This is a genomic window from Cedecea neteri, assembly GCF_000758305.1.
Classification (GTDB): domain Bacteria; phylum Pseudomonadota; class Gammaproteobacteria; order Enterobacterales; family Enterobacteriaceae; genus Cedecea; species Cedecea neteri_C.
On the sequence record NZ_CP009458.1, the window covers coordinates 1,690,011 to 1,714,397 of the forward strand.

The window sequence follows — 24,387 nt, forward strand, 5'->3', positions numbered from 1 at the left end:
GTTACGCGTGCGCCATCCTGTGTTCGCCATTCACCAGCGCAGCGCGATCGAAGCTGCGCTCAATCACCCCGTTGGCCATAAACGCCGCGCGGTCGGACATATGCGCAATCACGTCGGCATCATGGCTGACCAGCAGATAGGTCATGCCATGCTGCTGCTTCAGGCGGTTGAGCAGGTTGAGGATCTCAGCCTGGACCGACATATCCAGCGCGGAAGTCGGTTCGTCGAGCAGCAGGATTTTCGGGCGTAGCAGCAGTGCACGAGCAATCGCCACGCGCTGGCGCTGGCCGCCGGAAAGCTGGTGCGGATAGCGTTTTGCGGCGTCTGCAGGCAGTCCAACCTGCTCTAAAGCTTCCGCCACGCGGGCTTCAATCTCGCTTTCACCGTGGATTTTCAGCGGCTCGGCCAGCGTGCGCCAAATCGTGTGGTTGGGGTGCAGCGAGGCATACGGATCCTGAAACACCATCTGCACTTCGCGGCGCAGCGCGCCCTGGAAGCGCTTCCCTGCCGCAATACGATTGCCCAGCAGCTCTACGTCACCTTTCCAGTCACGCTGTAGCCCGGCCAGCACGCGCAGGATGGTAGATTTCCCGCAGCCGGAGGCGCCAATCAGGCTAAACGTCTCGCCTTGTTCAAGGGCGAAACTGGCCCCGGCGACGGCGGTTTTGATCCCGCCTTTGGCGGCAAACTGCACGCTCAGATTATCAACCTTAACGATCGCCATAGGTTTCTCCTGGCTGGAATTCACTGCGGTTCAGCGTCGGCAGCATCTGCCCATAGGTATCGGCATTTGGACGGCAGGTCCAGAGCGTGCGCGTATAAGGATGGGTGGCCTGCGGCAGCTCGCTTGCCGCCATTTCGTCGACTTTTTGGCCCTGGTACATCACCAGCACGCGGTGGCAGTGTTCGGCAACCAGCGGCAGATCGTGGCTGATTAACAGCAGCGCCATTTGCCGCTGTTCGCACTGCGCCACCAGCAGCTCAAGGATTTGGTTGCGCAGGCGGGCGTCGAGCGCCGATGTGGGTTCGTCGGCGATCAGCACTTTGGGATTATTGGCGAGCGCAATGGCGATCATCACGCGCTGGCCCATGCCGCCGGACAGTTCGCCAGGGTAACGCTGCAGCACCGCGTCCGGCAAGCCAACGGATTGCACCAGTTCACGGCAGCGATCGCGGCGTTCGGCTGAGGAGAGCTTCTGGTGCAACCTTAGCGCTTCGTCAATTTGCTGCTGTACGCTTTTGACCGGGTTCAGCGCATAGCGCGGGTCCTGCAACACCATGGCGATATCGCTGCCGCGCAGCTGGTTCCAGCTTCGGGCATTCATGTCGAGCAGGTCGTGCCCCATCACGCTGAGCTGCTCTGCGCTCACTTTGCCTGGTTTACGCACCAGCCCCATCAGCGCGCGAGCCGTCATGGATTTTCCTGAGCCGGATTCGCCGACCAGCGCCAGGCGCTCATTGCCCAGCGTGAAGGAGAGGTTGTTGACTACCCGGCTGCCTGGGTAGTCGATATTCAGCCCGGACACGGTAATTCTGTTAGTCATGTTGCGGCTCCAGCACGTCGCGCAGGCCATCGCCCAGCAGGTTAAAGGCCAGGCTGCTCAGCAGAATGGCGGTGCCCGGAATGGCGGCAATCCACCATTGGTCGAAAATGACCTGCATTCCGTCGGCAATCATCGCACCCCATTCGGACATCGGCGGGCGGGCGCCTAAGCCGAGGAAACCCAGACCGGCGGCGGCAAGAATAATCCCGGCCAGATCCAACGCCAGGCGCACGATGGCGGAAGGCAGGCACAGCGGCAGAATATGGCCGACCAGCAGCCGCAAGCCTTTGATGCCCATCATTTCTGCGGCGGCGAGATAATCGCTGTGGCGCAGGCGCTGTATTTCACTTCTTGCCTGGCGAGCGTAGGCGGGCCACGTGGTCAGCGCCAGCGCCAGCGCGCCGTTAACCAGCCCTGGGCCGAGCATTGCCACAAAGGCAAAGGCCAGGATCAGGCGTGGCATCGACATCACCACGTCGGTAAAGCGCATCAGAATACGCTCCAGCCAGCCGCCGTAATAGCCGGACAGAATGCCAATCAGCAGCCCAACCGGCAGGGTAATAACGGTCACCAGCAGCACAAGGCCCAGCGCCGGGCGAGTGCCGTAGAGCAGGCGAGAAAGCAGGTCGCGGCCATAGCTGTCGGTGCCCAGCAGATGTTGAGCGTTGGGCGCCTGCAGGCGCGCGGCGGCATCCTGCCAGTTAGGATCAAACGGAGCCAGCAATGGCGCAAACAGAGCGATAAGCACCAGCCCGGCAATGATAATCAGCCCGCTAAGGGCAGCCGGGGAGCGCAGCATGCGTCGCAGAAAAAGAGAAGACGGCATCAGCGGATCCTCGGGTCGGTGGCACGCACCAGTATGTCGGTCAGGTTATTGATCAGCACAAAAGATACGCCAATCAGCAGCGTACCGCCCATGATGGCGGTGGTATCCCCGGCAAACAGCGCGGTAGTGAGATAGCGGCCAATGCCCGGCCAGGAGAAGACGGTTTCTGTCAGCACGGCACCTTCGAGCATACTGGTGTAGGCCAGGGCGATCACGGTGAACAGCGTGCCGCGAATATTGGGCAACACATGGCGCAATAGAATCGCCATGTCGCCTGCGCCTTTCGCGCGGGCAAGCGTGATGTACTCTTTGTTCATTTCGCTCAGGCAGGCCGTGCGGGTCAGGCGGGTGATGCTGGCGAGAGAATAATAGGCCAGCAGCAATACCGGCAGAATCAGGTGGTTAATGGCGTTGAGAAACGCGCCTTTATCGCCGGAAAGCCAGGTATCGATCAGCACGAAGCCTGTTTTAGCCTCGACGCTGTACTGGTAAATATCGTCGAGCCGCCCAGGCCCGGCGCTCCACTGCAGACGAGCATAAAAAAGCGCCAGCATCAGCAAACCTAGCCAGAAAATAGGCACGGAGTTGCCCAGCAGAGTGAAAGTGCGCACCACGAGATCCAGCGGCGAACCGGCGAATCGGGCGCAAAGCACACCAAAAAGTACGCCAAGGACGCTGCCGACGATGAGCGCGAGGGTGGCTAGTTCCAGGGTGGCGGGGAAAGCTGAAAGCAAATCATGCAGCACCGGCTGGCCGGTTGAGCTGGCTATGCCCAAATCGCCGTGGGCGAGATTGACCAGATAATGCCAGAACTGCACCGGCAGCGACTGATCCAGCCCGAGCTGATGGCGAACCTGATCGTAAGTTGACTGGCTGGCGTGGTCGCCGACGATTTGCAGCACTCTGTCCACCGGAGAAAGTGCAGACAAAGCAAAGGTAATCAGCAGCAGGCCAATCAGGGTCAGGGCAAGGGTAAATATTCCCTGAAGCAGGGTGAGCAGCGGACGCCGCAGACGCTGCGACGAAGGCGAGACTTCGGACATGGGTAACTCTTTTATGCGCTAATGGTGATTAACCCCCCGACCGGCCTCTTTCACGACGGAAAGGGCGGGGCGAGGGGCCGTTCAGTTATTTCGTGACGTTATCGTAATACACCATATCCGCATTCAGGCCCTGCTGGTAGCCTTTGATGTTATCGCGCACCACAACCTGAGTTTTACCCTGGTCAATAAACACATACGGAGAGCTACGCTGCAGCTCTTCCTGCAGTTTGGTATAGAGATCTTTGCGTTTAGCCGGGTCAGCTTCTGTGACGGCAGCCAGCGTTTGTTTGTTCAGTTCCGGGATCTGCCAACCGTTCAGTCCGGCCACGGTACTGGCTTTGCCGTCGTTATAGGCGAACGCGCTGGCGTTGGAGTGGGCGTCGAAGTAATCCGGGATCCACAGGCGAATGGCGGCCTGGTGCTGTTTCGCGCGCACGCGGGCATACACCTGGCTACCGGCGGCTGGCAACAGATCCACCTTCACGCCGCCCTGGGCAAAGCTTGCCTGCATGGACTGAGCGATGGTGATAAATGGCGGTTTGTTTTCCACATCCAGCGAGAAATGCGCGTCTTTGATGCCCGCTTTCGCCAGAATTTCTTTCGCTTTCGCCGGGTCAAATTTGAACGGGGTGTTTTCCAGCGCGCCCGCGAAGCCGACCGGCAGGAAGCTCTGGTGAACGAAGTACTGGCCCTTCAGCAGATCCTTGGTAATGCCCTGGTAATCCACCAGGTAGCGAGCCGCTTCCCACAGCGCCGGGTTTTTCAGCAGCGGGTTGGCGTTGTTGCCGACGTTAAACACTAAATAGTTCTGCTCGGCGGAAGGGATGCTCAGCACCTTCACGCCCGGTTTGCCTTCCAGCGCGCTGGTCTGGTCAGACCCTAAATCGCGGGCAATATCGGCGTCACCCTGCTGAATCAGCAGGCGGCGAGCGGCCGGATCGGGCACGTTTTTAATAATAATGTTTTTCACTTTTGGCGCGTCGCCCGGAGAAGTCGGGTTGGCATCCAGCACGATAGCCTGGTGCGGCTGATAAACGCGCATTTTGAACGGGCCGCTGCCGGCAGAGTGCATTTTCAGCCATTCGTTGCCGAAGTCACCGGCTTTCACGTTTGGCTCAACCGCTTTTTCATCCACGATAGATGCGATAGGCGTGGAAAGAATATTCAGGGCAACCGCCGGGCTGACGTCCGCGGTCCAGTGCACTTCCAGCGTGTGGTCATCCACTTTCTTCAGCTGGCTGGCGATGTTGTCCGGCTGCCAGCCCAGTACGTTCAGGATAAAGGCCGGGGATTTGTTCAGCGTGACCGCGCGGGTGTAGGAGAAGATAACGTCTTCCGGGCGCAGCGGGTTACCGGAGGCAAATTTAGCATCCGGGCGCAGCTTGATGGTCAGCTTCTTATTGGCCGCATCACCCTGCCAGCTTGCCGCCAGAATCGGCACGACTTTGGCCGGGTCGGTGCGGTCTGCCTGCACCAGGCGCTGATAAAGGCTTGGCACGGTTTGAATACTTGAGAGTTCGTTGGCTTCAGCCGGGTCAAGGCTGACGATGTCATCCAGCCCTTGAGCAACCACCAGGGTATCCGGCGGCGTGGCAGCGTGGGAAGCGGCAGACAGCGCCGCCAGCAGCAGTAATGGCAGAACTTTTTTTTGCATGTGTGTACCCTGTAATTGTGTTTTTTATCGACTTTTCTCTGTGTATTTACGTTAGGTGAGTTATCTCAATTCACAAAGTCAAAATTGCGCTTTGCATATAAATATACGATATATCCAATGCGATAAAGTGATGAAAACTTGGGAGCGGATTCGCCTTCTGGAAGGATTACTCCGTTTCTAGAAATGCTCTCGATTATGTAGAGGTAGCTAAGTTTCCGTTCACTTCCAGTTCTGTTTTATCTGTGGCTACTGTACCGGTGAACGTCTTAGGGGAGTCACCGTCACTCCCCTAAGAACCCGGACTCCCGGCAAAATAAATCGACCGCTGAAGCGGCAGACCTCCGTTTTATCTCCCAGTCCTGGGTCGGCTGAGATGCGTTCCCGACGCTCTCAGCCTCCGGCCGTTCCCGACGGCCGGACCCTGGCCAGTCGGAGAGAAAACGGAGGCGATTTAAGCCGGAACCGTGCCTCGCTTTATGTTCAGCACTGACTCTAACCGCAGCGTCGCTTCTGGTTTTTACCCTCACCCTAACCCTAAAAGGGAGAGGGGATAAACCACGTTCCCCGTAACTTGTTTTCTCCCTCGCCCCTCTGGGGAGAAGGCCGGGGTGAGGGGTATAACACGTGCACTGTGCTTCGAACGTGCCGGGGAAACAGATCTATGGGTGAACGGAAACATTTCGGCGTAACAGACTTCGTTTAAACGCTGGCTTGAAGAAGCAAGGCCAAAAAAAAGCCCCCACCAAACGGTGAAGGCTTTCTCTATTTTCCCCATAGCCACTCGGGGAGAAGGATTAGAATAATAACTACTCGTTTATCCTTGGATGCTGCTGCACCAGCAGCGTTCTCTTCGCCTGCAGCTCTTCGATTTCCTTATCCAGATCCTCGATTTTCTGCTCGATATTGTCGTGATGCTCCTGCACGATTTCACGCGCTTCGGCAATATCGGACGCCGCTGGCGTCGCGCCTTTCAGCGGTTTGTTCGCCGTTTCTTTCATGGTCACGGCGGTAATCAAGCCGATAACCGCCACCACCATCAGGTAGTAAGCCGGCATCATCAGATTTTGCGTACTCTCAACCAGCCATGCGGCAAGCGTTGGCGTCAGGCCGGCAATTAACACCGAAATGTTAAAGGCGCTTGCCAGGGCGCTGTAGCGAATATGGGTGGGGAACATCGCCGGCAGGGTCGAAGCCATCACGCCGATAAAGAAGTTCAGCACCACGGCCAGCACCAGCAGACCGGCAAAAATAAGCCCAATGGCACCGCTGTTGATCAGCATAAAGGCCGGGATAGAGAGTAAGAACAGGCCAATACTGCCGAGGAACACGAACGGGCGGCGGCCAAAGCGGTCGCTAAGCAGGCCAATCATCGGCTGCACGAACAGCATCCCCACCATAATGGCGATGATGATCAGCACCCCGTGTTCTTCCGAGTAATGCAGGTTGTGGGACAGGTAGCTCGGCATGTAGGTCAGCAGCATGTAGTAGGTCACGTTGGTTGAAATAACCAGACCAATACAGACCAGCAGACTGCGCCAGTGCTTAGTGGCGATCTCTTTGAACGAGACTTTGGGCCCTTCGGCCAGGCCTTCGCGATCGCCTTGCTCCATTTTCTCAACATGCTGCTGGAACGCCGGGGTTTCTTCCAGCGCATGGCGCAGATAAAGCCCGATGATGCCTAACGGCAGGGCGAGGAAGAACGGAATACGCCAGCCCCAATCGAGGAAGTTTTCTTCGCCGACGATGGCGGTAATCAGTACCACTACGCCCGCGCCGCAGACGAACCCGGCTATCGAACCGAAGTCCAGCCAGCTGCCCATAAAGCCGCGTTTGCGGTCGGGGGAGTACTCGGCCACGAAAATAGACGCCCCGGTATATTCCCCTCCGACCGAGAAGCCCTGGGCCATTTTTGCCAGCAGCAACAGGATAGGTGCCCAGATGCCAATAGTGGCGTAGGACGGGATAAGCCCGATAGCAAACGTACTGAGCGACATGATGACAATGGTGATAGCCAGGATTTTCTGACGACCGTATTTATCCCCTAGCATCCCGAAGAACAGCCCACCGAGCGGACGGATCAGGAAAGGAACAGAGAAGGTCCCCAGGGCGGCAATCATCTGCACGCTAGGGCTGGCGTCCGGGAAGAAGACTTTACCCAGCGCGTAAGCAACAAAACCGTAAACACCGAAATCAAACCATTCCATCGCGTTGCCCAGTGAAGCGGCAGTGATGGCTTTTTTCAGACGCGCATCGTCAATGATAGTGACGTCACTGACCTTGATCGGTCTGACTTTCTTTTTCCTTTTTAGCATTCTTTATCCTCGTGTTTTCCTTGCGGGGGTAAAAATTCCCTCTGTAAGTGTAGTGCGCCGCGCAATAAGCGCTGGTGAAAACTGCAGCACTCAGATGAGGCGGCAATGAAGCGAAGTGAAAAGTAATAACCTATTGAAACTATGTGAAATGCAATGCTTAAACTAGTCTCATAAATTATGTGGCTAATACTTAGAACTGTGATCAATATCAAATTTTTTAACTAAAGTAAAATTTCGCTACGCCGAAATAACATGCATACCACCAAAGAGTTAACATCTGGATAACCTCTCAAAGGGAGTTGCTATGTCCGCCCATGTGCCGGTCACCCAGCGTGAATACACGCTTGATGACGATACGACCCTGATGTCCACCACCGATCTGAAAAGTTACATTACGCACGCGAACGATACCTTCGTACAGGTCAGTGGCTACTCGCTACATGAGTTAAGTGGCGCCGCACACAACCTCGTGAGACATCCCGACATGCCTAAAGCGGCCTTTGCCGATATGTGGTTCACCCTGCAGCAGGGCGAGCCGTGGACGGGCATCGTGAAAAACCGCCGTAAAAATGGCGATCACTACTGGGTTCGCGCCAACGCGGTGCCGGTGGTGCGTCACGGTAAAACTACCGGCTACATGTCTATTCGCACCAAAGCCTCGCCGGAAGAGGTTGCCGCCGCTGAGCCGCTCTACAAAGCGCTGAACGAAGGCCGCAGCAACAAGATCGTTTATAAAGGTCTGGTGCTGCGTAAAGGGTTGTTCGGCAAGCTGCCGACTCTGTCGCTGCGCTGGCGTATTCGTGGGTTAATGAGTGGTTTGTTCGTCCTGCTGATGGCTTCGGCGTTTGCCCTCGGACAAAGCCCGCTGCAAATGTTAGCCATCGCGGCATTCACCGCCTTCGCCTGCGCATTGCTGGAGTGGCAGATTGCTCGACCGCTGGAGAACGTGGCTCGCCAGGCGCTGGAAGTAGCTACCGGCAACAGCCACCGCGTGAAGCATCTCCAGCGCAGCGATGAAATCGGGGTGATTTTGCGCTCCATCGGCCAGCTTGGGCTGATGTGCCGCTGGCTTATCAACGACGTCAGCAGTCAGGTGGCGAACGTGCGCAGCGGCAGCGAGGCGATGGCGAAAGGGAACGACGATCTGAACGAGCGTACCCGCCAGACGGTGGTTAACGTACAGCAAACTGTGGCGACCATGAACCAGATGGCGGCATCGGTGCAGACCAACTCGGAAACCGCCTCGGCGGCAGACAAACTTTCCAGCTCCGCCAGCGACGCGGCGGCGCAGGGTGGCCAGGCGATGGAAACCGTGGTCACCACCATGGACGACATTGCCGACAGCACGCAGCGCATCGGTTCTATCACCAGTCTGATTAACGATATCGCCTTCCAGACCAATATTCTGGCGCTTAACGCGGCGGTAGAAGCGGCTCGCGCCGGCGAACAGGGTAAAGGGTTTGCCGTGGTGGCGGGGGAAGTGCGTAACCTGGCGCAGCGCAGCGCCAGTGCGGCCAATGATATCCGCAAGCTGATTGACGCCAGCGCCAGCAAGGTGCAGTCGGGCACGGTGCAGGTGCACGAGGCAGGGCGCACCATGCAGGATATTGTGGCACAGGTGCAGAACGTCACCCAGCTTCTGGGGCAGATAAGTCATGCCACGTCAGAGCAGGCCGATGGCCTGGCGGACATCACCCGCGCGGTAGCGGAACTGAACGCCATCACGCAGAAAAACGCTGCATTGGTGGAAGAGAGCGCGCAGGTATCGGCGATGGTGAAGCACCGCGCCACCCGCCTGCAGGATGCGGTCACGGTTCTGGGTTAAGGTGTTTCCGGCGGTTAGCCAGCACTATCCGGCTGGCTCCGCTTATACAGGCGTCGAGGATGACCAATCTTGCCGTACAGCATTTCGACGCTGAGAAAGCCTTTCTCAACGCAGTGCTCAAGGTAGCGGCGGGCGGTGGTTTTGCTGAGTTTGGTTTCGCTAACTACATCGTCTACCGAGAAACAGCGCTGGGCCTCGGCCTCGCGAAACAGGCGCTGGACCAGCTCCAGCGTATTCTCCTCGATTCCTTTGCTGCCCGCATCCAGCGGGGCGTTGCGTGCCTGCAGCTCGTAAAGCTTATCGACGTTCTGCTGATCCACCACCTTCCATTCACGCTGCTGCTGGCTGAACTGCACGAAGCGCTCCAGCGAATGACTCAGGCGTTTCCACGAGACCGGCTTGAGGATGTAGTCGAACGCGCCGCTGCGAATCGCCTGGCTGCAGGTGTCCATATCGCTGGCGGCAGTGATGAAGATCACCGAGCAGGCGTGCTGTTTTAAAAGGTCGCTGCCAAACAGCGTGATGCCTTTTCCGTCCGGCAGATAGTTATCCAGCAGGATAAGCTGCGGCTGTTTTTCCAGCATCAGGCGCTGGGCGGCCGCCAGGCTGTTGGCTATCCCCACCAGGTGAAGGTGGGGGTGCTTATCAATCAGCTCCGCGTGAAGTTCGGCCAGCTCGCTCTCATCCTCCACGATAAGCACGTTAATCATTTCATTTTGCATACTCAAAAGCCTTACGTTGGGCTGAGGTCGCTCCCCGGAACGACAACATCTGGAATAAATACTGAGAACACGGTGCCGCTTGGCAGGTTATCGGAAACCTCCACGGTGCCTTTCGCCAGCGCGACGTAGCTGGCGATGAGGTGCAGGCCGAGCCCGTGGTCGCCGTGGGTTTTGGTGGTGACGCCCGGTGTGAAAATGTGGTCACGCAGCTCAGGCGCAATGCCGACGCCGTGGTCGGCCACTTCTATCACCAGCTCCCGGTCGTTTATCACGATATAGACTTCCACCGGCTGGTGCTCGCCTTCGGCGCGCTGGGTAGCTTCGATGGCGTTATCCAGCAGGTTACCAATAATCGAAATTAGCTCGGATTCCGGCACGTTGGTCGGCATCCTTGTCATGCTGCAGGCCGGATCGAACGCCAGCGACACGCCTTTCTCGCGCGCTCTGGCGTATTTCCCCAGCAGCAGGCCGCACAGCGTGGCGGAACAGAAGCGCGCGGAGACAAAATCCAGCACTTCTTGCGCGTGCTCGGACTGCGCTTTGATATAGCGTTTGGCGTCATCGTAGCGGGCCATATGCAGCAGCCCGGCGAGCGTTGCCATGCGGTTAAGCTGCTCGTGCCGCATGATACGCAGGTTGTCCACGTAGCGTTTCACCTGGCTGAGCTGGAAGCTCAGGCTATCAATATCTTTGCGGTCGCGGAAGGTGATCACCCAGCCCTGCAAAACGCCCTCAAGCTCGATGCGAACCCGGCTGGCAAGCACGCTGAGATCGTTAAAGGCGCAGATTTCATCGTGGGTATCTCGCGCCAGCATGACTTCGGGATCGAAGAACGTCACCGGCTGGATCACCTCGGCAATTTGCTTCCCGCGGATCTCGCGTGAAGGCTGTTCCAGGCCCAACAGTTTCTTCGCCGCCTTGTTGATCACCTCGATCTGCGAATGGCTGTCGATGGCGATCACGCCTTCGTAGATCGACTCCATCATCGCTTTTTGCTGGCGTACCAGCAGGCTGATCTGCCGCGGCTCCAGCGAGAACATCTGCCTTTTGATACTGCGGGTGAAGTACCAGGAAAAGATAAACAGCGCCAGCAGCAAGATGATCGCCGCCAGCAGGATGTTGATCACCTTGCCGGACGTGACGTCATCCAGGTAGCTCTTCAGGTAGCCCACCGACACAATGCCAATCACCTTGCCGTGCTGGTCGAAAATGGGGGCTTTGCTGCGCAGCGACAGGCCGAGGCCGCCTTTGCGCAGCGTGGTGATGCTTTTGCCCTGCAGCACTTCCTCGTTATCGCCGCCGACCAGCGTTTTGCCCACGCGGTCGGCATGCACGGAATGATAAAGATGAATGCCGTGCTCATCGCCGATGACGATAAAGCTGGCATCGCTATGCACGACCAGCTTTTGCATAAAGTTGTGTATTGCCGGAATATCTTTTTTTTCCACCGACTCCTGCAGGGTAGGAATTAAGGCAATCTCTTCCGCCTGAATTCTCGCTCGGGTGCTCATTTCCTGATAAAGCTGGCGGCCAACGTCAAAATAGTAATAGGTTCCGAGCATGGCAAAGAGCACGGAAAAAAAGGCAACCAGGTAGATAAATAAGCGTATCTGAAAGGAAACTTTCATAGGCCAGGCGTGTGTTCACTGAGGCAAAACGGCAGCTTAACACCGATGGCCCGCTGGCTGCGCGGCTTTGAACGAAAGTTTGAACAACCTCACGCAACGGCACTTTTCGTTAATTTCAGCGAATTTTTCGTACTCTCTTAAGGTTTGTCTAAGCCTGGAATAAAAACCATAAAAACCACGGAAGAATAAAAACCATTAACGTCATAGATGCCTTTAAATTAACGGTTTTAATCTGCTACCCCTCACATTACAGGGGTATTTAATCTTTTAGTCTGCCCCGACAAATTAAAAAAAGGGGCTTGATATGAGCACGACCGATGATTCCTACAACATCATTCCTGAATCCATTGATATTAATAAGCCGACGCTTAAAGAGCGCTGGTGGCATATTCTCGACAGCTGGAAAGTGGGGATCATCCCGCTGCCGCTGTTTGTACTGGCAGGGGCGCTGATCGCCATCGACTGCCTCGGCGGCAAACTGCCGAGCGATATCGTGGTGATGGTGGCGACGCTGGCCTTCTTCGGCTTTGCCTGCGGCGAGTTTGGTAAACGCCTGCCGGTGATCGGCAAAATGGGCGCCGCCGCTATCTGCGCCACCTTCATCCCGTCCGCACTGGTTTATTACGGCCTGCTGCCGGACGTGGTGGTGGAGTCCACCACCAAATTCTATAAATCCACCAACATCCTTTACCTCTACATCTGCTGCATCATCGTCGGCAGCATCATGAGCATGAACCGCACCACGCTGATTCAGGGCTTCCTGCGCATATTCTTCCCGATGCTGTGCGGCGAAGTGGTGGGCATGATTGTCGGCATGGGCGTTGGCCTGGCGCTGGGCCTTGAGCCGTTTCAGATCTTCTTCTTCCTGATCCTGCCGATCATGGCCGGGGGCGTTGGCGAAGGGGCGATCCCGCTTTCCATCGGTTACGCCACGTTGCTGCATATGGATCAGGGCGTGGCGCTGGGCCGCATTCTGCCTATCGTGATGCTGGGCAGCCTGACGGCGATCGTTATCTCCGGCTGCCTGAATCAGCTGGGAAAACGCTTCCCGCACCTGACCGGCGAAGGCGAACTGATGCCGGGCAAAACCAACGGCGGTGAAAAAGAGCAAACCGCCGCCCTGTTCAACGGTAAAGCAGACGTCACTACTATCGCGTCCGGCGCGCTGCTGGCGGTGCTGCTCTACATGGTAGGCATGCTGCTGCACAAACTGATTGGCCTGCCGGCCCCGGTCGGGATGCTGTTTGTCGCGGTGCTGATCAAGCTTTGCCACGGCGTTTCCCCCCGCATGCTGGCGGGCTCGCAGGTGGTTTATAAATTCTTCCAGACCGCGGTGACCTACCCAATTCTGTTTGCCGTGGGCGTTGCCATTACGCCGTGGAACGAGCTGGTTGACGCTTTCACGATTACCAACCTGCTGGTCATCGTCAGCACCGTCAGCGCGCTGGTGGCGACCGGTTTCTTCGTCGGTAAAAAAATCGGTATGCATCCTATCGATGTGGCCATTGTGTCCTGTTGCCAGAGCGGGCAGGGCGGCACCGGCGACGTCGCTATTCTGACCGCCGGTAACCGTATGTCGCTGATGCCGTTCGCCCAGATTGCAACCCGCATCGGCGGGGCGATCAACGTCTCGGTGGCGCTGCTGGTGCTTGGCAACTTTCTTGTCTGACTTTTGATTAACCAGGAACTGTTATGAAACTCGCAAGTTATGTACTTCAGGGCCAGCGGAGCTACGGCGTGGTAACGCCGGAAGGTATCGTTGACCTGGGCCGCCGTTTAGGCTCGCGTTTTGCGGACTTAAAGGCTTTGCTGGCTGCGGACGCGGTGCATGAAGCGCTGGCGTTTGCCGGGCTGAAGGCCGATGTGGCGGCGTCAGACGTCCGCTGGCTGCCGGTCATCGAACGCCCGGAAAAAATCCTCTGCGTCGGCATGAACTACGCCGACAAGCGCAAAGAGTTCGACCAGCACAACCCGGCCCCGACCCTGTTTGTGCGCTTTGCCGACTCCCAGACCGGGCACGATTCTCCGGTGGTGAAACCGCATCACTCCAGCGAGTTCGACTATGAAGGCGAGCTGGCGGTGATCATCGGCAAAGGCGGGGTAAATATTTCTGCGGCGGATGCCCTGAACCACGTCGCGGGCTACAGCTGCTATATGGACGGGTCGGCGCGCGACTGGCAGCACACCTGGTTTACCGCCGGGAAAAACTGGCCGCAGACCGGGGCTTTTGGCCCGTGGATGACCACGTCGGATGAAATTCGCGATCCGCACGATCTGGCGATCCGCACCTGGCTGAACGGCCGCATGGTGCAGGAAGACAACACCAGCAGCATGATCCACAAGGTCGCCGAGCTTATCGAATACATCTCGACCTTCACTTCGCTCAGCGCGGGGGACGTGATCATTACCGGATCTCCCGGTGGCGTGGGTAAAAAGCGCACGCCGCCGCTGTTCATGCAGCCGGGCGACCGCATCGAAGTTGAAATCGAGCGTATTGGCCATCTCAGCAACGTGATCGTCGCGGCCCGCGAGCCTCTGGCTTCCGGGGCGGTGGCGCACTAACGCTATGTTCCAGCCCAACCCGATCGAGTTCAGTACCGTCGATCCGCTGCGCCAGCCGCAGGCGCTGGCCGCCATCCGGGATCTGCTGGAGCGGAACCAGCTCGGGCTGGACGGCGACATTCAGCTGTTCGTCGTCGCCCTTTCAGGGACAAAAATCGTCGGCTGTGCCGGGCTGGCGTGGCGCACCATCAAATGCGTGGCGGTGGATGAAGCCTGGCGCGGGGACAACCTTAGCGTGCGTTTGCTGGGGGAAATCCAGCATATCGCGATGGAGCGTGGGCAGGCGCATTTGTTCCTGTTCACCCGCCCCTACAACCTCGACAGGTTTCGCCAGAGCGGCTTCTGGCCGCTGGTGCAGGTGGATGAGGCGGCGGTGTTGATGGAAAACACGCCCATCGGCATCAGCCGCTACTGCGCCGGGCTGGAGAAGCTGCGGAAACCGGGCAACCGGATCGGCGCCATAGTGATGAACGCTAACCCGTTCACCCTCGGACACCGCTATCTGGCCGAGCAGGCGGCGCAGCGCTGCGACTGGTTGCATCTGTTTGTGGTGCGTGAGGACGCTTCATTTTTTCCGTTCGAGGAACGGTGGGAGATGGTTCGCCAGGGAGTGGCCCACTTGTCTAACGTGATTGTGCATCCGGGGTCCGACTACCTGATCTCCCGAGCCACCTTTCCGGGCTATTTCCTGAAAGAGAGCGGGCTTATCGACAAAACCTGGAGCGCAATGGATTTGATGATTTTCCGTGATTACGTTGCCCCGGCGCTGGGCGTGACGCACCGCTTCGTCGGCAACGAGCCGTTCTGCGCGGTGACCCGGGAATATAACCAGGCCATGCGCTACTGGCTGGAAGTGCACCGCCACCACAGCGCGGCGTCGATCCAGGTGGTCGAGCTGCCGCGAAAATGCCATGCCGCCGGACGAGAGATTTCTGCCTCTGAAGTGCGAGCCTTACTCAAGAGCCAGCAAATGGCCCGCATCCGGGACATAGTCCCGGACAGTACCTTTAGCCATCTCCAGCGGCACTACGCGCGGGATGTGGCCTGAATTTTTTAACCAGGACAAAGCCTTATGAGAATCGTAAAGCAAGCCTTAGCCGGGACGCTGGAGTCCAGCGATCTACTGGTCAGAGTCGCCCCCGCCGAAGGTGAGTTCAGACTGATGATACACAGCGAAGTACAAAAGCAGTTTGGCGACCAGATTCGCCGCGTGGCGGAGCAAACGCTCGCTCAGCTCGGCGTGAAAGAAGGGATTTTTATTCTGGAAGACAAAGGGGCGCTGGACTGCGTGATCCGCGCCCGTCTGCAAAGCGCGGTACTCCGTGCCGCCGATGCCGAACAGATTGACTGGGGAAAACTACAATGAAAAAACTCCGTCGCAGCATGTTGTTCCTCCCCGGCGCTAACGCCGCCATGCTCTCAACCGCTTTTATTTACCGCCCGGATTCGATCATGTTCGATCTGGAAGACGCCGTGGCGCTGCGTGAGAAAGACACAGCCCGCGTGCTGGTGTTTCATGCTCTGCAGCACCCGATGTACCGCGACATCGAAACCGTGGTACGCATTAATCCGCTTAACACTCCGTTTGGCCTGGCCGATCTCGAGGCCGTTGTACGAGCAGGAGTGGACGTGGTGCGTCTGCCAAAAACCGACACGCCAGAAGATATCTTCCTGCTGGAATCCCATCTCGAACGTATTGAGAAAGAGTGCGGACGCGAACCGGGCTCCACCAAACTGATGGCGGCGATTGAATCCGCCGTGGGCGTGATCAACGCCGTCGCCATCGCGCGTTCTTCCCCGCGTCTTATCGGCATTGCGCTGGCGGCGTTTGACTACGTGATGGATATGCAAACCGAGCGCGGCGACGGTACGGAGCTGTTCTATGCCCGCTGCGCGGTGCTGCATGCCGCGCGCGCCGCCGGGATTGACGCGTTCGACGTGGTTTGGTCTGACGTGAATAACGAAGCCGGGTTCCTGCGGGAAGTCGAGCTGATCCGCAAGATGGGCTTCAACGGTAAATCGCTGATCAACCCCCGCCAGATTGAGCTGCTGCATAACGCCTATGCGCCAACCCAGGACGAAGTCGATTATGCCCGCCGGGTGATTGCCGCCGCCGACGAAGGGGAGCGTAACGGCCTGGGAGTGGTGTCGCTCAACGGCAAGATGATCGATGCGCCAATTATTAACCATGCGCAGGTGGTGCTTGAGCGCGCCGCGGCTTCCGGCGTGCGCCGTTAAGGACAAAACAATGAGCAATATGACCGAACTTTTACACCTTGAGTATCCGCATCTGGCCCATCTGCGAAGCTTCGACGGGGCGCATCAAACCACGCCGTGGCTGGCGGATGCTGAAGCGAAGAAAACCCGCAAGCTTTGCGACACGCTGGAGCAGGCGATTGCTCAAAGCGGGCTTCAGGACGGGATGACCATCTCCTTCCATCATGCTTTCCGGGAAGGCGACAGGGTGATTAATCACGTGGTTGCCACGCTCGCTCGCCTTGGGTTTAAAGATCTGACGCTGGCCTCAAGTTCGCTGATGACCTGCAACGAGGCGTTGATCGAGCCGATTCGCAACGGGGTGATTACCCGAATTTACACCTCCGGGATGCGCGGCAAGCTTGCGGAGGCTATCTCTTACGGCCTGATGGCCGAGCCGGTACAAATCCACTCTCACGGCGGGCGCGTGAAGCTGCTGCAGGACGGCGAGCTAAAAATCGACGTGGCGTTTCTCGGCGTGCCGTGCAGCGACGAATATGGCAACGCCAACGGCACCCACGGTAAATCCTGTTGCGGCTCGCTGGGCTACGCCAAAGTAGACGCCCATTTTGCCCGCAAAGTGGTGCTGTTAACCGAAGAGCTGGTGCCGTTCCCCAATATGCCCGCCAGCCTGATGCAGGATGAGGTGGACTACATCGTTCAGGTCGACACCGTGGGCGATCCGGCCAAAATCAGCGTCGGGGCGGCACGCGTCACCAGCAACCCGCGTGAGCTGATGATTGCCCGCACCGCTGCGGAAGTGATTGAACATTCTGGCTACTTCCGCTCCGGCTTCTCCATGCAGACCGGCTCCGGCGCGGCGGCAACCGCCTGCACGCGCTTTATGGAAGAAAAAATGGAGCGCAATGGCGTCGTCGCTCGCTTTGCCCTCGGGGGGATCACCGGTAGCCTGGTGGATCTCCATGAGAAAGGGCTGATCGAAAAACTGCTCGATACCCAATGCTTTGACGGTCAGGCCGCGGCCTCGCTGGCGCGTAACCCGAACCACGTCGAGATCTCCACCAATGTCTATGCCAACCCCGGTGCGAAGGCCACGAGCTGCGACCAGCTTGATGTGGTGATCCTTAGCGCGCTGGAGATCGACATCGACTTTAACGTCAACGTGATCACCGGATCCGACGGCGTAATGCGCGGCGCTTCTGGCGGGCACTGCGACGTGGCGAGTGCGGCAAACCTGACCATTGTGGTTGCACCGCTGCTGCGTACGCGTATTCCAACCGTTGTTAAGCGGGTGACCACGCGCGTTACGCCGGGTGAAAGCATTGACGTGCTGGTGACGGATCACGGCGTGGCGGTGAATCCCGCTCGCCCGGAGATCCGCGAACGGCTTGAAAGCGCGGGAATGAAGATCGTGAGCATAGAAGATCTTTACCAGCGCGCTATTTCCCTGACCGGCGAGCCGAAGCCGATCGAATTTACGCCGCGCATCGTCGGCGTGATCCGCTACCGCGACGGCAGCGTGATCGACGTGGTGCGTCAGGTCAAAGAGGAGTAAGCAAAATGAGTGAAACGCTTGTGGAAGCGGAGGGCGTTACCCTTGAGGCTCTGCTTGAGGCTCTGCTTGAGGCGAGAGAGCGGCGAGCGCACCGGCAGCATGAGTGGCTGGTAAAGCACCGCCAGCCGGTACTTTCCCTGACGCTGGTGACGCCCGGCGCGGTAAAGGACAGCATTCGCTACCGCAACTGCATGGCGGTAGCGCTGCAGGCCTGCGACCAACTGCTGTGGGGCAACCGCTGGCCGGTGCTCGAGCGGCAGGTACTGTGGCTGCCGACCGGGGCCGAAGCAATGTGGAGCGTGGCGCATTCGGCCAGCGAACTCAAGGCGGCCACGGTCGGGCTGGAGCAAACCCATCCGCTTGGCAGGCTGTGGGATGCGGATGTGATTTGCCCGGACAATGGCCCGGTCGGGCGGACTTCGCTGGACCTGTCTGGCCGACGCTGCCTGGTGTGCAACGAGCCCGCGCACGCCTGTGCTCGTTCCCGCCGCCACCCCATGGATGAAGTGACCGCGCGCGTTGAGAGGCTGATAGATGGCTGGTTTGCCAGGGATTAAGTCGAGTTCTGCCGCCGCCCCGGATGTGCCAGCCCTGGCGCGTCAGGCGCTGCTGGACGAGGTGTGGCTAACGCCAAAGCCGGGGCTGGTAGATGCCGCCAACAACGGCTCGCATCGGGATATGGATCTGCCGATGTTTCTCGGCAGCATTGCGGCCATTGGCCCCTGGTTCAGTACGTTCCACGGGCTGGGGCGGGAGCATGCCGGGCGAGGTACCTGTGAGATGCTGCGGCTGATCCGCCCGGCAGGGATCGCCTGCGAACAGGCGATGTACCAGGCCACTCAGGGCGTGAATACGCACAAAGGTGGCGTGTTCTCGCTGGGGCTGCTTTCTACCGCTGCTGGCCGCCTGCAGGGGCAGGGCAAAGCGCTAACTGCCTCGGCGGTATGTGCCACGGTGAGTGAGATCTGCAGCGGGATTGTGGAAAGAGAACTGGTCGCGGCCCGGAAGTCTTCTTCAGTTGGCGAAAGGCTGTATCAGCAGTTTGGCCTGACCGGCGCACGCGGCGAGGCGGAAAGCGGATTCCTGACGGTGCGCCAGCATGTGCTGCCCTACTGGCAGACGGAGAGCTGCCCGAAACGCCGCCTGCTTGCAGCGATGTTACGTCTTATGGCCGCCAACCCGGACACCAATCTTGTGTCGCGCGGCGGGCTAAACGGACTGCGCTATGTGCAGCGTTACGCTGCGCGCCTGCTGCAGCAGGGCTGGCATGAGGACGATTTGCGGCAGATGGATGCCGACCTTATCACCCGTAACCTCAGCCCAGGCGGAAGCGCAGATCTGCTGGCTGTTAGTGCCGTTTTAGCGGAAATTGCGGTGTGAAGGCTACGCAGCACGAATTTCATGCTAATTCGGCACGTTTTTGTCTAGTCTGAGGTTTTCACTCTTGATAATAAAAGGAGTACCTCATGGCTCAGACCGCAGAGAAAAACCGTCGTTTTGTGCTGGCGAAGCGCCCGCAGGGAATGCCGACCCGCGAAGATATCCATCTGGAAGAAGTTGCTGTTCCCACGCCGGTAAAAGGCGAAGTGCTGCTGCGCACGCTTTTCCTGTCCCTTGACCCGTATATGCGCGGGCGCATGAGTGACGCCAAATCCTACTCGGCGCCGATTGCCATCGGTGAAGTCATCGTGGGGGGAACTGTCAGCCGCGTGGAAAGCTCACAGCATCCTGATTATCAGCCTGGTGACCTGGTGCTTGCCGACTCTGGCTGGCAGGACTATTCGATTTCCAACGGGGAAGGCCTGCAGAAGCTGGATAAAAATATGTCTCACCCTTCCTGGGCGCTGGGGCTGCTCGGCATGCCGGGCTTTACCGGTTACATGGGGCTGACGGACATCGGTAACCCTCAGCCGGGTGAAACCGTGGTGGTTGCTGCGGCCAGCGGCGCGGTAGGCTCGGTTGTGGGGCAAACGGCTCGCCTGCGAGGGGCGAGAGTTATCGGCATTGCCGGCGGGGAAGATAAGTGCCGCTATGTGAAAGAGACGCTGAAGTTTGATGAGTGCCTCGATCACCGCGCCAGCGATTTCGCTGAACAGCTTGCCAAAGCCTGCCCGAACGGCATCGACGTCTATTTTGAAAACGTAGGCGGGGCGGTGTTTGACGCCGTCTTCCCGCTGCTGAATACCAAAGCGCGTATCCCGGTTTGTGGCGTGATTAGCCAGTACAACGGCAACAACAGCGCCTTTGAGCACGATCGTCTGCCGGAGCTAATGGCGACTATCCTGAAAAAACGTATGCGTGTGGAAGGGTTTATCATCAGCCAGGACTACGGCCATCGCTATCCCGAATTCTACAAGCAGATGAGCGAGTGGATCGCCGCCGGAGAGATTGAGTTCCGCGAGGATATCGTGGATGGGCTGGAAAAAACCGTGGAGGCATTCCAGGGGCTGCTGGCCGGGAAGAACTTCGGCAAGCTGATTGTGAAGGTGGCGGAATAAGATTGACCCTCACCCCGGCCCTCTCCCTGGAAGGGAGAGGGGGAAATCAGAGATGGTTAGATTGTTTGTTCCCTCTCCCCTGTGGGGAGAGAGGGCTGTATGAAATGGTTTGGCTCTTTACTCCCTCTCCCCTGTGGGGAGAGAGGGCTGTATGAAATGGTTTGGCTCTTTACTCCCTCTCCCGTGTGGGGAGAGGAGGCTGTATGAAATGGTTTGGCTCTTTACTCCCTCTCCCGTGTGGGGAGAGGAGGCTGTATGAAATGGTTTGGCTCTTTACTCCCTCTCCCTTGTGGGGAGAGGGGGCTGTATGAAATGGTTTGGCTCTTTATCCCCTCTCCCCTGTGGGGAGAGGGTTAGGGTGAGGGGAAACCACGTTCCCTTAATGAGAATTTTTTTTATTTCCCCGCTGTACTTGCTAAATGACGGCGGACGTGAGAGATTAGCACCCGGTTTGGAACACAGACCTTATGAAAGCAGTTTTAGTAAAGCAGTCCTCAGTTCAAGCGCTATCTTAGATATCCCTTCTTCTCGAGTCTCCTCCTAAGTGCCCGAATAAGTCCAACTCTGCTGAACAGACCATGTTCGCCGCGTTTAGTGGCTCAAGAAACTGAAAAGGTAATATCTATGTCTAACAAAATGACTGGTTTAGTAAAATGGTTCAACGCTGAGAAAGGTTTCGGCTTCATCTCTCCTACCGATGGCAGCAAAGATGTATTCGTACACTTCTCTGCAATCCAGAGCGACAGCTTCAAAACCCTCGACGAAGGCCAGAAAGTTGAGTTCTCTATCGAGAACGGCGCTAAAGGCCCAGCTGCTGCTAACGTTGTTGCGCTGTAATCCAGCCTGACGTTTCAGAAGTGAAGAAACCCGCTACGGCGGGTTTTTTTGTGCCTGTAGTTTATAGATGTCCTATATCTTTTTCCCTTCATTGCGCAATGCTGTGTGTTAAATTGTGATTTTGGTTAACCAATTATCCCTTCCTGATTGACACGCTTGCTGAATTGGCTGAACTTAGACGCTATATCACGCACCTAAAGAGGTGCTTAATCATCAGTGTTTATTGGTCAACCAATTTGAGTTGTGAGGGGATATTATGAAGCAAACCTGGCGCTGGTATGGTCCAAACGATCCGGTCAGTCTGGCCGACGCCCGGCAGGCGGGGGCGACAGGGATTGTCACCGCGCTGCACCACATTCCTAACGGTGAAATCTGGCCGGTCGAAGAAATACTGAAACGCAAAGCCGTGGTGGAAGCCGCCGGGCTGGTCTGGTCGGTAGTGGAAAGCGTGCCTATCCACGAAGAGATCAAAACCCATCGCGGGCAATACGATTTATGGATCGAAAATTACTGCCAAAGCCTGCGTAACCTGGCGGAATGCGGCATTTACACCGTGTGCTACAACTTTATGCCGGTGCTGGACTGGACGCGCACCGATCTCGAATACCAGCTGCCGGACGGCTCCAAAGCGCTGCGCTTTGACCAAATCGAATTCGCTGCTTTTGAGCTGCATATTCTGAAGCGCAAAGGGGCAGAAGCTGACTACAGCGCGGAAGAAATCGAACAGGCAAACCGGCGCTTCGCGGAAATGCGTGAGGATGAAAAAGCGCGGCTGACCCGCAACATCATCGCTGGCCTGCCTGGTGCGGAAGAAGGCTACACGCTCGACCAGTTCCGCGCCCAACTGGACACCTACAAAGATATCGACAAAGCGAAGCTGCGCGAAAACTTTGCCTACTTCCTTGAGGCCATTATCCCCGTTGCTGAGCAGGTTGGCATCAAAATGGCGGTTCACCCGGACGATCCTCCGCGCCCCATCCTTGGCCTGCCGCGTATTGTTTCGACCGTGGAGGATATGCAGTGGATGGTGGATGCGGTCAACAGCCCGGCGAACGGCTTTACTATGTGCACCGGCTCTTACGGCGTGCGGGCCGATAACGACCTGGTCGGCATGATTAAACGCTTCGGGCCTCGCATCTACTTCACGCACCTGCGCTCAACGCTGCGGGAAGACAATCCTAAAACCTTCCACGAGGCCGCGCACCTTTATGGTGACGTGGACATGTATGAAGTGGTGAAGGCCATTGTGGAGGAAGAGCAGCGTCGGAAAGAATCAGGGCAAAGTGAACTGATCCCGATGCGCCCGGATCACGGCCACCAAATGTTGGATGACCTGAATAAAAAGGTGAATCCAGGCTATTCGGCGATTGGCCGCCTGAAAGGGCTGGCGGAAGTGCGCGGCGTTGAGATGGCCATCCAGCGCGCGTTCTTTGGTAAATAGCCCTCGCCGGGCCAGGGAATGGGTCAACCAGTTATGCTATAGTCCGGCTCATTCCCTACCTGCCGTGAGTAAAGATGAAACCGCAAATCCAGGACAAACCTGCCGCGCAGCCGCAGCGGCCTTATCAGGAAGTTGGTGTGATGCTGCGCGACATGATTGCGCGGCAGCAATACGCCCTGGGAGATCGTCTTCCGCCCGAGCGTGAAATCGCGGCGCTGCTGTCGGTGAGCCGCACCGTGGTGCGCGAAGCGTTAATCATGCTGGAGATTGAAGGGCTGGTGGAAGTCCGCCGGGGGGCGGGTATTTTTGTGGTTGCCATGCCGGATAAACTCGTTAATCCCCCAGTCAGTACGAGCCAGTGCAACGATGCCGGGCCGTTTGAGCTATTGCAGGCGCGCCAGCTGCTGGAAAGCAATATCGCGGAGTTTGCCGCCCAGCAGGCCACGCGGGAAGATATTCTCAAAATGCGCCAGGCCTTGCAGATAGAAGAACAGGAACTGGCTGCCGGGGATAACGAAAGCGGCGACAGGCAGTTCCACCTTGCCGTGGCCGAGGCCACCCACAACAGCATGCTGGTGGAGTTGTTTAAACAGTCCTGGCAGTGGCGTGAAAACAACCCGATGTGGATCCAGCTGCACAGCCATCTGGAGAACAACCACTATCGGCAAGAGTGGCTTGCCGACCATAAACAAATTTTGGCGGCGCTGATTAAGAAAGACGCCAAAGCGGCCAAACACGCGATGTGGCAGCACCTTGAAAACGTCAAAAACCGGCTGCTGGAGCTGTCCGACGTCGATGATATTAACTTCGACGGTTATTTGTTCGAGTCCTGGCCGCTGAACGAGCCTGGACGTTAATTTTCGATAAGGCCAGCTAATTTGCTGGCCTTTTTTATATCCGGATCTATGTCTTATTAAAAATAAGAGTTTTCGACGTTTTTAAAATAATAAAGACAAAGTTTCTCAAGTTCACGGAAAATTGCTAAATAAGCATGTTCCGACGAAGATGGCAATATTTACGTAACTAGTCCGTTGACCGGATTGATACTAACTTTCAGTGTACGGCTGTATTGGGTTTCATTGACGAATAAAAATAATAATTTCATATTGTTATTGATTTTTATGTGCCTTGTTTACATATGTTTACATAAAATCATTTTTCATGACACTTTGTATGTGGGATAACCAAATAGCACTTTATGCAAAACCAAAAACATACACACAACAAACATACATAGAGGGATTTTATGTCTGAGATCAAAGAACTGAGCTTTGAAGAAATCGCCATGGTCAGCGGCGGCAATGCAAATAGCAACTATGAAGGTGGAAATTCACGAGCAGGTAATTCTCACGGTCGTAATTCTGGTGGAGCACCTGCGACTACAGCAAATAATGCAGGATTTGTCATTATTGGAGGGGTGCTGACGGGTGTAGCAACAGCTCTTGGAGGTCCTGTTGCTGGAACCGTTGTGGGAACGGCATTTGCGGCTGCTGGTCAGTCCTTACCTAACGATAACAATAATAACAGAGGTGGCGGTTCCTGGCATGATACAAACCCAGGTGGCATGATTGGTCAATGCCGTTGGTAAATAATTTAAAAAAACTGCCGCTGTCCGCGGCAGTTTTCTGATTTTGTGAAAAATTTTCCGCAGTGCCTGAATCAATTCTCACATCTCTGTATTAATAATATATGATGACTTAACATGTAGAGACAGGGACAGTGT

The 24,387-nt window shown here is 57.0% G+C and carries 22 protein-coding genes; 14 read left to right on the forward strand and 8 right to left on the reverse strand.

Translation table 11 applies throughout. The features are described from left to right. Position 1: 1 nt before the first annotated feature. The 6 genes from LH23_RS07960 to proP all read right to left on the reverse strand — a co-directional run bounded on the left by LH23_RS07960 (position 2) and on the right by proP (position 7,379). Entirely contained in the window at positions 2 to 724 is a 723-nt protein-coding gene (locus LH23_RS07960; protein WP_039289875.1) for an ABC transporter ATP-binding protein, read from the reverse strand. Continuing rightward, positions 711 to 1,544 carry an ABC transporter ATP-binding protein gene (locus LH23_RS07965; protein ID WP_039289878.1) on the reverse strand — a complete coding sequence of 278 codons (834 nt, stop codon included), beginning with the start codon at positions 1,542 to 1,544 and terminating at the stop codon, positions 711 to 713. The genes LH23_RS07960 and LH23_RS07965 overlap by 14 nt, the downstream gene beginning before the upstream one ends. Further along, positions 1,537 to 2,370: an ABC transporter permease gene (locus LH23_RS07970; RefSeq protein WP_039289881.1), complete on the reverse strand. Its 834-nt coding sequence runs from the start codon at positions 2,368 to 2,370 to the stop codon at positions 1,537 to 1,539. Before LH23_RS07970 ends, LH23_RS07965 begins: the two co-directional genes overlap by 8 nt. Next, positions 2,370 to 3,413, reverse strand: a complete 1,044-nt coding sequence (locus tag LH23_RS07975; protein WP_039289883.1) for an ABC transporter permease — start codon at positions 3,411 to 3,413, stop codon at positions 2,370 to 2,372. The genes LH23_RS07970 and LH23_RS07975 overlap by 1 nt, the downstream gene beginning before the upstream one ends. An 85-nt stretch (positions 3,414 to 3,498) precedes the next feature. After that, a complete protein-coding gene (locus LH23_RS07980; RefSeq protein ID WP_039289885.1) occupies positions 3,499 to 5,067 on the reverse strand; it encodes an ABC transporter substrate-binding protein in 1,569 nt (522 codons plus the stop codon). Positions 5,068 to 5,873: 806 nt separating this feature from the next. Next, positions 5,874 to 7,379: a glycine betaine/L-proline transporter ProP gene (proP, locus tag LH23_RS07985; RefSeq protein WP_039289887.1), complete on the reverse strand. Its 1,506-nt coding sequence runs from the start codon at positions 7,377 to 7,379 to the stop codon at positions 5,874 to 5,876. A gap of 304 nt (positions 7,380 to 7,683) precedes the next feature. Between proP and LH23_RS07990 the strand changes: the two genes are divergently transcribed. Continuing rightward, a complete protein-coding gene (locus tag LH23_RS07990; protein WP_039289889.1) occupies positions 7,684 to 9,204 on the forward strand; it encodes a PAS domain-containing methyl-accepting chemotaxis protein in 1,521 nt (506 codons plus the stop codon). 14 nt (positions 9,205 to 9,218) lie between these two features. Here LH23_RS07990 and LH23_RS07995 read toward each other — a convergent pair whose 3' ends face one another. Both LH23_RS07995 and LH23_RS08000 read right to left on the reverse strand, forming a co-directional pair. Then, positions 9,219 to 9,926 (reverse strand): response regulator, encoded by a 708-nt coding sequence (locus LH23_RS07995; RefSeq protein ID WP_008460511.1) that lies wholly within the window; start codon positions 9,924 to 9,926, stop codon positions 9,219 to 9,221. An 11-nt stretch (positions 9,927 to 9,937) separates the two neighbouring features. Further along, complete coding sequence (locus tag LH23_RS08000; protein WP_039289891.1) at positions 9,938 to 11,554, reverse strand: ATP-binding protein; 1,617 nt, start codon at positions 11,552 to 11,554, stop codon at positions 9,938 to 9,940. 304 nt (positions 11,555 to 11,858) lie between these two features. Between LH23_RS08000 and LH23_RS08005 the strand changes: the two genes are divergently transcribed. The 13 genes from LH23_RS08005 to LH23_RS23920 all read left to right on the forward strand — a co-directional run bounded on the left by LH23_RS08005 (position 11,859) and on the right by LH23_RS23920 (position 24,252). Further along, positions 11,859 to 13,223 carry a 2-hydroxycarboxylate transporter family protein gene (locus LH23_RS08005; RefSeq protein WP_008460515.1) on the forward strand — a complete coding sequence of 455 codons (1,365 nt, stop codon included), beginning with the start codon at positions 11,859 to 11,861 and terminating at the stop codon, positions 13,221 to 13,223. 23 nt (positions 13,224 to 13,246) lie between these two features. After that, positions 13,247 to 14,116 carry a fumarylacetoacetate hydrolase family protein gene (locus tag LH23_RS08010; RefSeq protein ID WP_008460517.1) on the forward strand — a complete coding sequence of 290 codons (870 nt, stop codon included), beginning with the start codon at positions 13,247 to 13,249 and terminating at the stop codon, positions 14,114 to 14,116. Positions 14,117 to 14,120: 4 nt separating this feature from the next. Continuing rightward, positions 14,121 to 15,164 carry a [citrate (pro-3S)-lyase] ligase gene (citC, locus tag LH23_RS08015; RefSeq protein WP_039289896.1) on the forward strand — a complete coding sequence of 348 codons (1,044 nt, stop codon included), beginning with the start codon at positions 14,121 to 14,123 and terminating at the stop codon, positions 15,162 to 15,164. Between the two features lie 24 nt (positions 15,165 to 15,188). Continuing rightward, the gene (gene citD / locus LH23_RS08020; RefSeq protein ID WP_039289899.1) at positions 15,189 to 15,482 is read left to right on the forward strand and encodes a citrate lyase acyl carrier protein; all 294 of its coding nucleotides are present in this window, start codon (positions 15,189 to 15,191) and stop codon (positions 15,480 to 15,482) included. Further along, the gene (gene citE, locus LH23_RS08025) at positions 15,479 to 16,354 is read left to right on the forward strand and encodes a citrate (pro-3S)-lyase subunit beta (RefSeq protein ID WP_039289901.1); all 876 of its coding nucleotides are present in this window, start codon (positions 15,479 to 15,481) and stop codon (positions 16,352 to 16,354) included. The genes citD and citE overlap by 4 nt, the downstream gene beginning before the upstream one ends. 10 nt (positions 16,355 to 16,364) lie before the next feature. Next, complete coding sequence (gene citF / locus LH23_RS08030; protein ID WP_039289904.1) at positions 16,365 to 17,888, forward strand: citrate lyase subunit alpha; 1,524 nt, start codon at positions 16,365 to 16,367, stop codon at positions 17,886 to 17,888. A gap of 5 nt (positions 17,889 to 17,893) precedes the next feature. Then, positions 17,894 to 18,445: a citrate lyase holo-[acyl-carrier protein] synthase gene (gene citX / locus LH23_RS08035; RefSeq protein WP_039289907.1), complete on the forward strand. Its 552-nt coding sequence runs from the start codon at positions 17,894 to 17,896 to the stop codon at positions 18,443 to 18,445. Further along, on the forward strand, positions 18,423 to 19,268 hold the full coding sequence (citG, locus tag LH23_RS08040) for a triphosphoribosyl-dephospho-CoA synthase CitG (protein WP_039289909.1): 846 nt from the start codon (positions 18,423 to 18,425) through the stop codon (positions 19,266 to 19,268). Before citX ends, citG begins: the two co-directional genes overlap by 23 nt. Before the next feature lie 86 nt (positions 19,269 to 19,354). After that, the gene (locus LH23_RS08045; RefSeq protein WP_039289912.1) at positions 19,355 to 20,386 is read left to right on the forward strand and encodes an NADP-dependent oxidoreductase; all 1,032 of its coding nucleotides are present in this window, start codon (positions 19,355 to 19,357) and stop codon (positions 20,384 to 20,386) included. Between the two features lie 624 nt (positions 20,387 to 21,010). Beyond that, positions 21,011 to 21,223: an RNA chaperone/antiterminator CspA gene (cspA, locus tag LH23_RS08050; protein WP_008459989.1), complete on the forward strand. Its 213-nt coding sequence runs from the start codon at positions 21,011 to 21,013 to the stop codon at positions 21,221 to 21,223. 256 nt (positions 21,224 to 21,479) lie between these two features. After that, complete coding sequence (gene uxuA / locus LH23_RS08055) at positions 21,480 to 22,664, forward strand: mannonate dehydratase (protein WP_039289916.1); 1,185 nt, start codon at positions 21,480 to 21,482, stop codon at positions 22,662 to 22,664. A gap of 74 nt (positions 22,665 to 22,738) precedes the next feature. Next, positions 22,739 to 23,521 (forward strand): Uxu operon transcriptional regulator, encoded by a 783-nt coding sequence (gene uxuR, locus LH23_RS08060; RefSeq protein ID WP_052050149.1) that lies wholly within the window; start codon positions 22,739 to 22,741, stop codon positions 23,519 to 23,521. Between the two features lie 389 nt (positions 23,522 to 23,910). Next, complete coding sequence (locus tag LH23_RS23920; RefSeq protein WP_156108015.1) at positions 23,911 to 24,252, forward strand: hypothetical protein; 342 nt, start codon at positions 23,911 to 23,913, stop codon at positions 24,250 to 24,252. Positions 24,253 to 24,387: the final 135 nt, after the last annotated feature.

Bases quoted from the DNA above. Each gene is read 5' to 3' on its own strand.
- LH23_RS07960 (WP_039289875.1), bottom strand. From the start codon at position 724: ATGGCGATCGTTAAGGTTGATAATCTGAGCGTGCAGTTTGCCGCCAAA.
- LH23_RS07965 (WP_039289878.1), bottom strand. From the start codon at position 1,544: ATGACTAACAGAATTACCGTGTCCGGGCTGAATATCGACTACCCAGGC.
- LH23_RS07970 (WP_039289881.1), bottom strand. From the start codon at position 2,370: ATGCCGTCTTCTCTTTTTCTGCGACGCATGCTGCGCTCCCCGGCTGCC.
- LH23_RS07975 (WP_039289883.1), bottom strand. From the start codon at position 3,413: ATGTCCGAAGTCTCGCCTTCGTCGCAGCGTCTGCGGCGTCCGCTGCTC.
- LH23_RS07980 (WP_039289885.1), bottom strand. From the start codon at position 5,067: ATGCAAAAAAAAGTTCTGCCATTACTGCTGCTGGCGGCGCTGTCTGCC.
- proP (WP_039289887.1), bottom strand. From the start codon at position 7,379: ATGCTAAAAAGGAAAAAGAAAGTCAGACCGATCAAGGTCAGTGACGTC.
- LH23_RS07990 (WP_039289889.1), top strand. From the start codon at position 7,684: ATGTCCGCCCATGTGCCGGTCACCCAGCGTGAATACACGCTTGATGAC.
- LH23_RS07995 (WP_008460511.1), bottom strand. From the start codon at position 9,926: ATGCAAAATGAAATGATTAACGTGCTTATCGTGGAGGATGAGAGCGAG.
- LH23_RS08000 (WP_039289891.1), bottom strand. From the start codon at position 11,554: ATGAAAGTTTCCTTTCAGATACGCTTATTTATCTACCTGGTTGCCTTT.
- LH23_RS08005 (WP_008460515.1), top strand. From the start codon at position 11,859: ATGAGCACGACCGATGATTCCTACAACATCATTCCTGAATCCATTGAT.
- LH23_RS08010 (WP_008460517.1), top strand. From the start codon at position 13,247: ATGAAACTCGCAAGTTATGTACTTCAGGGCCAGCGGAGCTACGGCGTG.
- citC (WP_039289896.1), top strand. From the start codon at position 14,121: ATGTTCCAGCCCAACCCGATCGAGTTCAGTACCGTCGATCCGCTGCGC.
- citD (WP_039289899.1), top strand. From the start codon at position 15,189: ATGAGAATCGTAAAGCAAGCCTTAGCCGGGACGCTGGAGTCCAGCGAT.
- citE (WP_039289901.1), top strand. From the start codon at position 15,479: ATGAAAAAACTCCGTCGCAGCATGTTGTTCCTCCCCGGCGCTAACGCC.
- citF (WP_039289904.1), top strand. From the start codon at position 16,365: ATGAGCAATATGACCGAACTTTTACACCTTGAGTATCCGCATCTGGCC.
- citX (WP_039289907.1), top strand. From the start codon at position 17,894: ATGAGTGAAACGCTTGTGGAAGCGGAGGGCGTTACCCTTGAGGCTCTG.
- citG (WP_039289909.1), top strand. From the start codon at position 18,423: ATGGCTGGTTTGCCAGGGATTAAGTCGAGTTCTGCCGCCGCCCCGGAT.
- LH23_RS08045 (WP_039289912.1), top strand. From the start codon at position 19,355: ATGGCTCAGACCGCAGAGAAAAACCGTCGTTTTGTGCTGGCGAAGCGC.
- cspA (WP_008459989.1), top strand. From the start codon at position 21,011: ATGTCTAACAAAATGACTGGTTTAGTAAAATGGTTCAACGCTGAGAAA.
- uxuA (WP_039289916.1), top strand. From the start codon at position 21,480: ATGAAGCAAACCTGGCGCTGGTATGGTCCAAACGATCCGGTCAGTCTG.
- uxuR (WP_052050149.1), top strand. From the start codon at position 22,739: ATGAAACCGCAAATCCAGGACAAACCTGCCGCGCAGCCGCAGCGGCCT.
- LH23_RS23920 (WP_156108015.1), top strand. From the start codon at position 23,911: ATGTCTGAGATCAAAGAACTGAGCTTTGAAGAAATCGCCATGGTCAGC.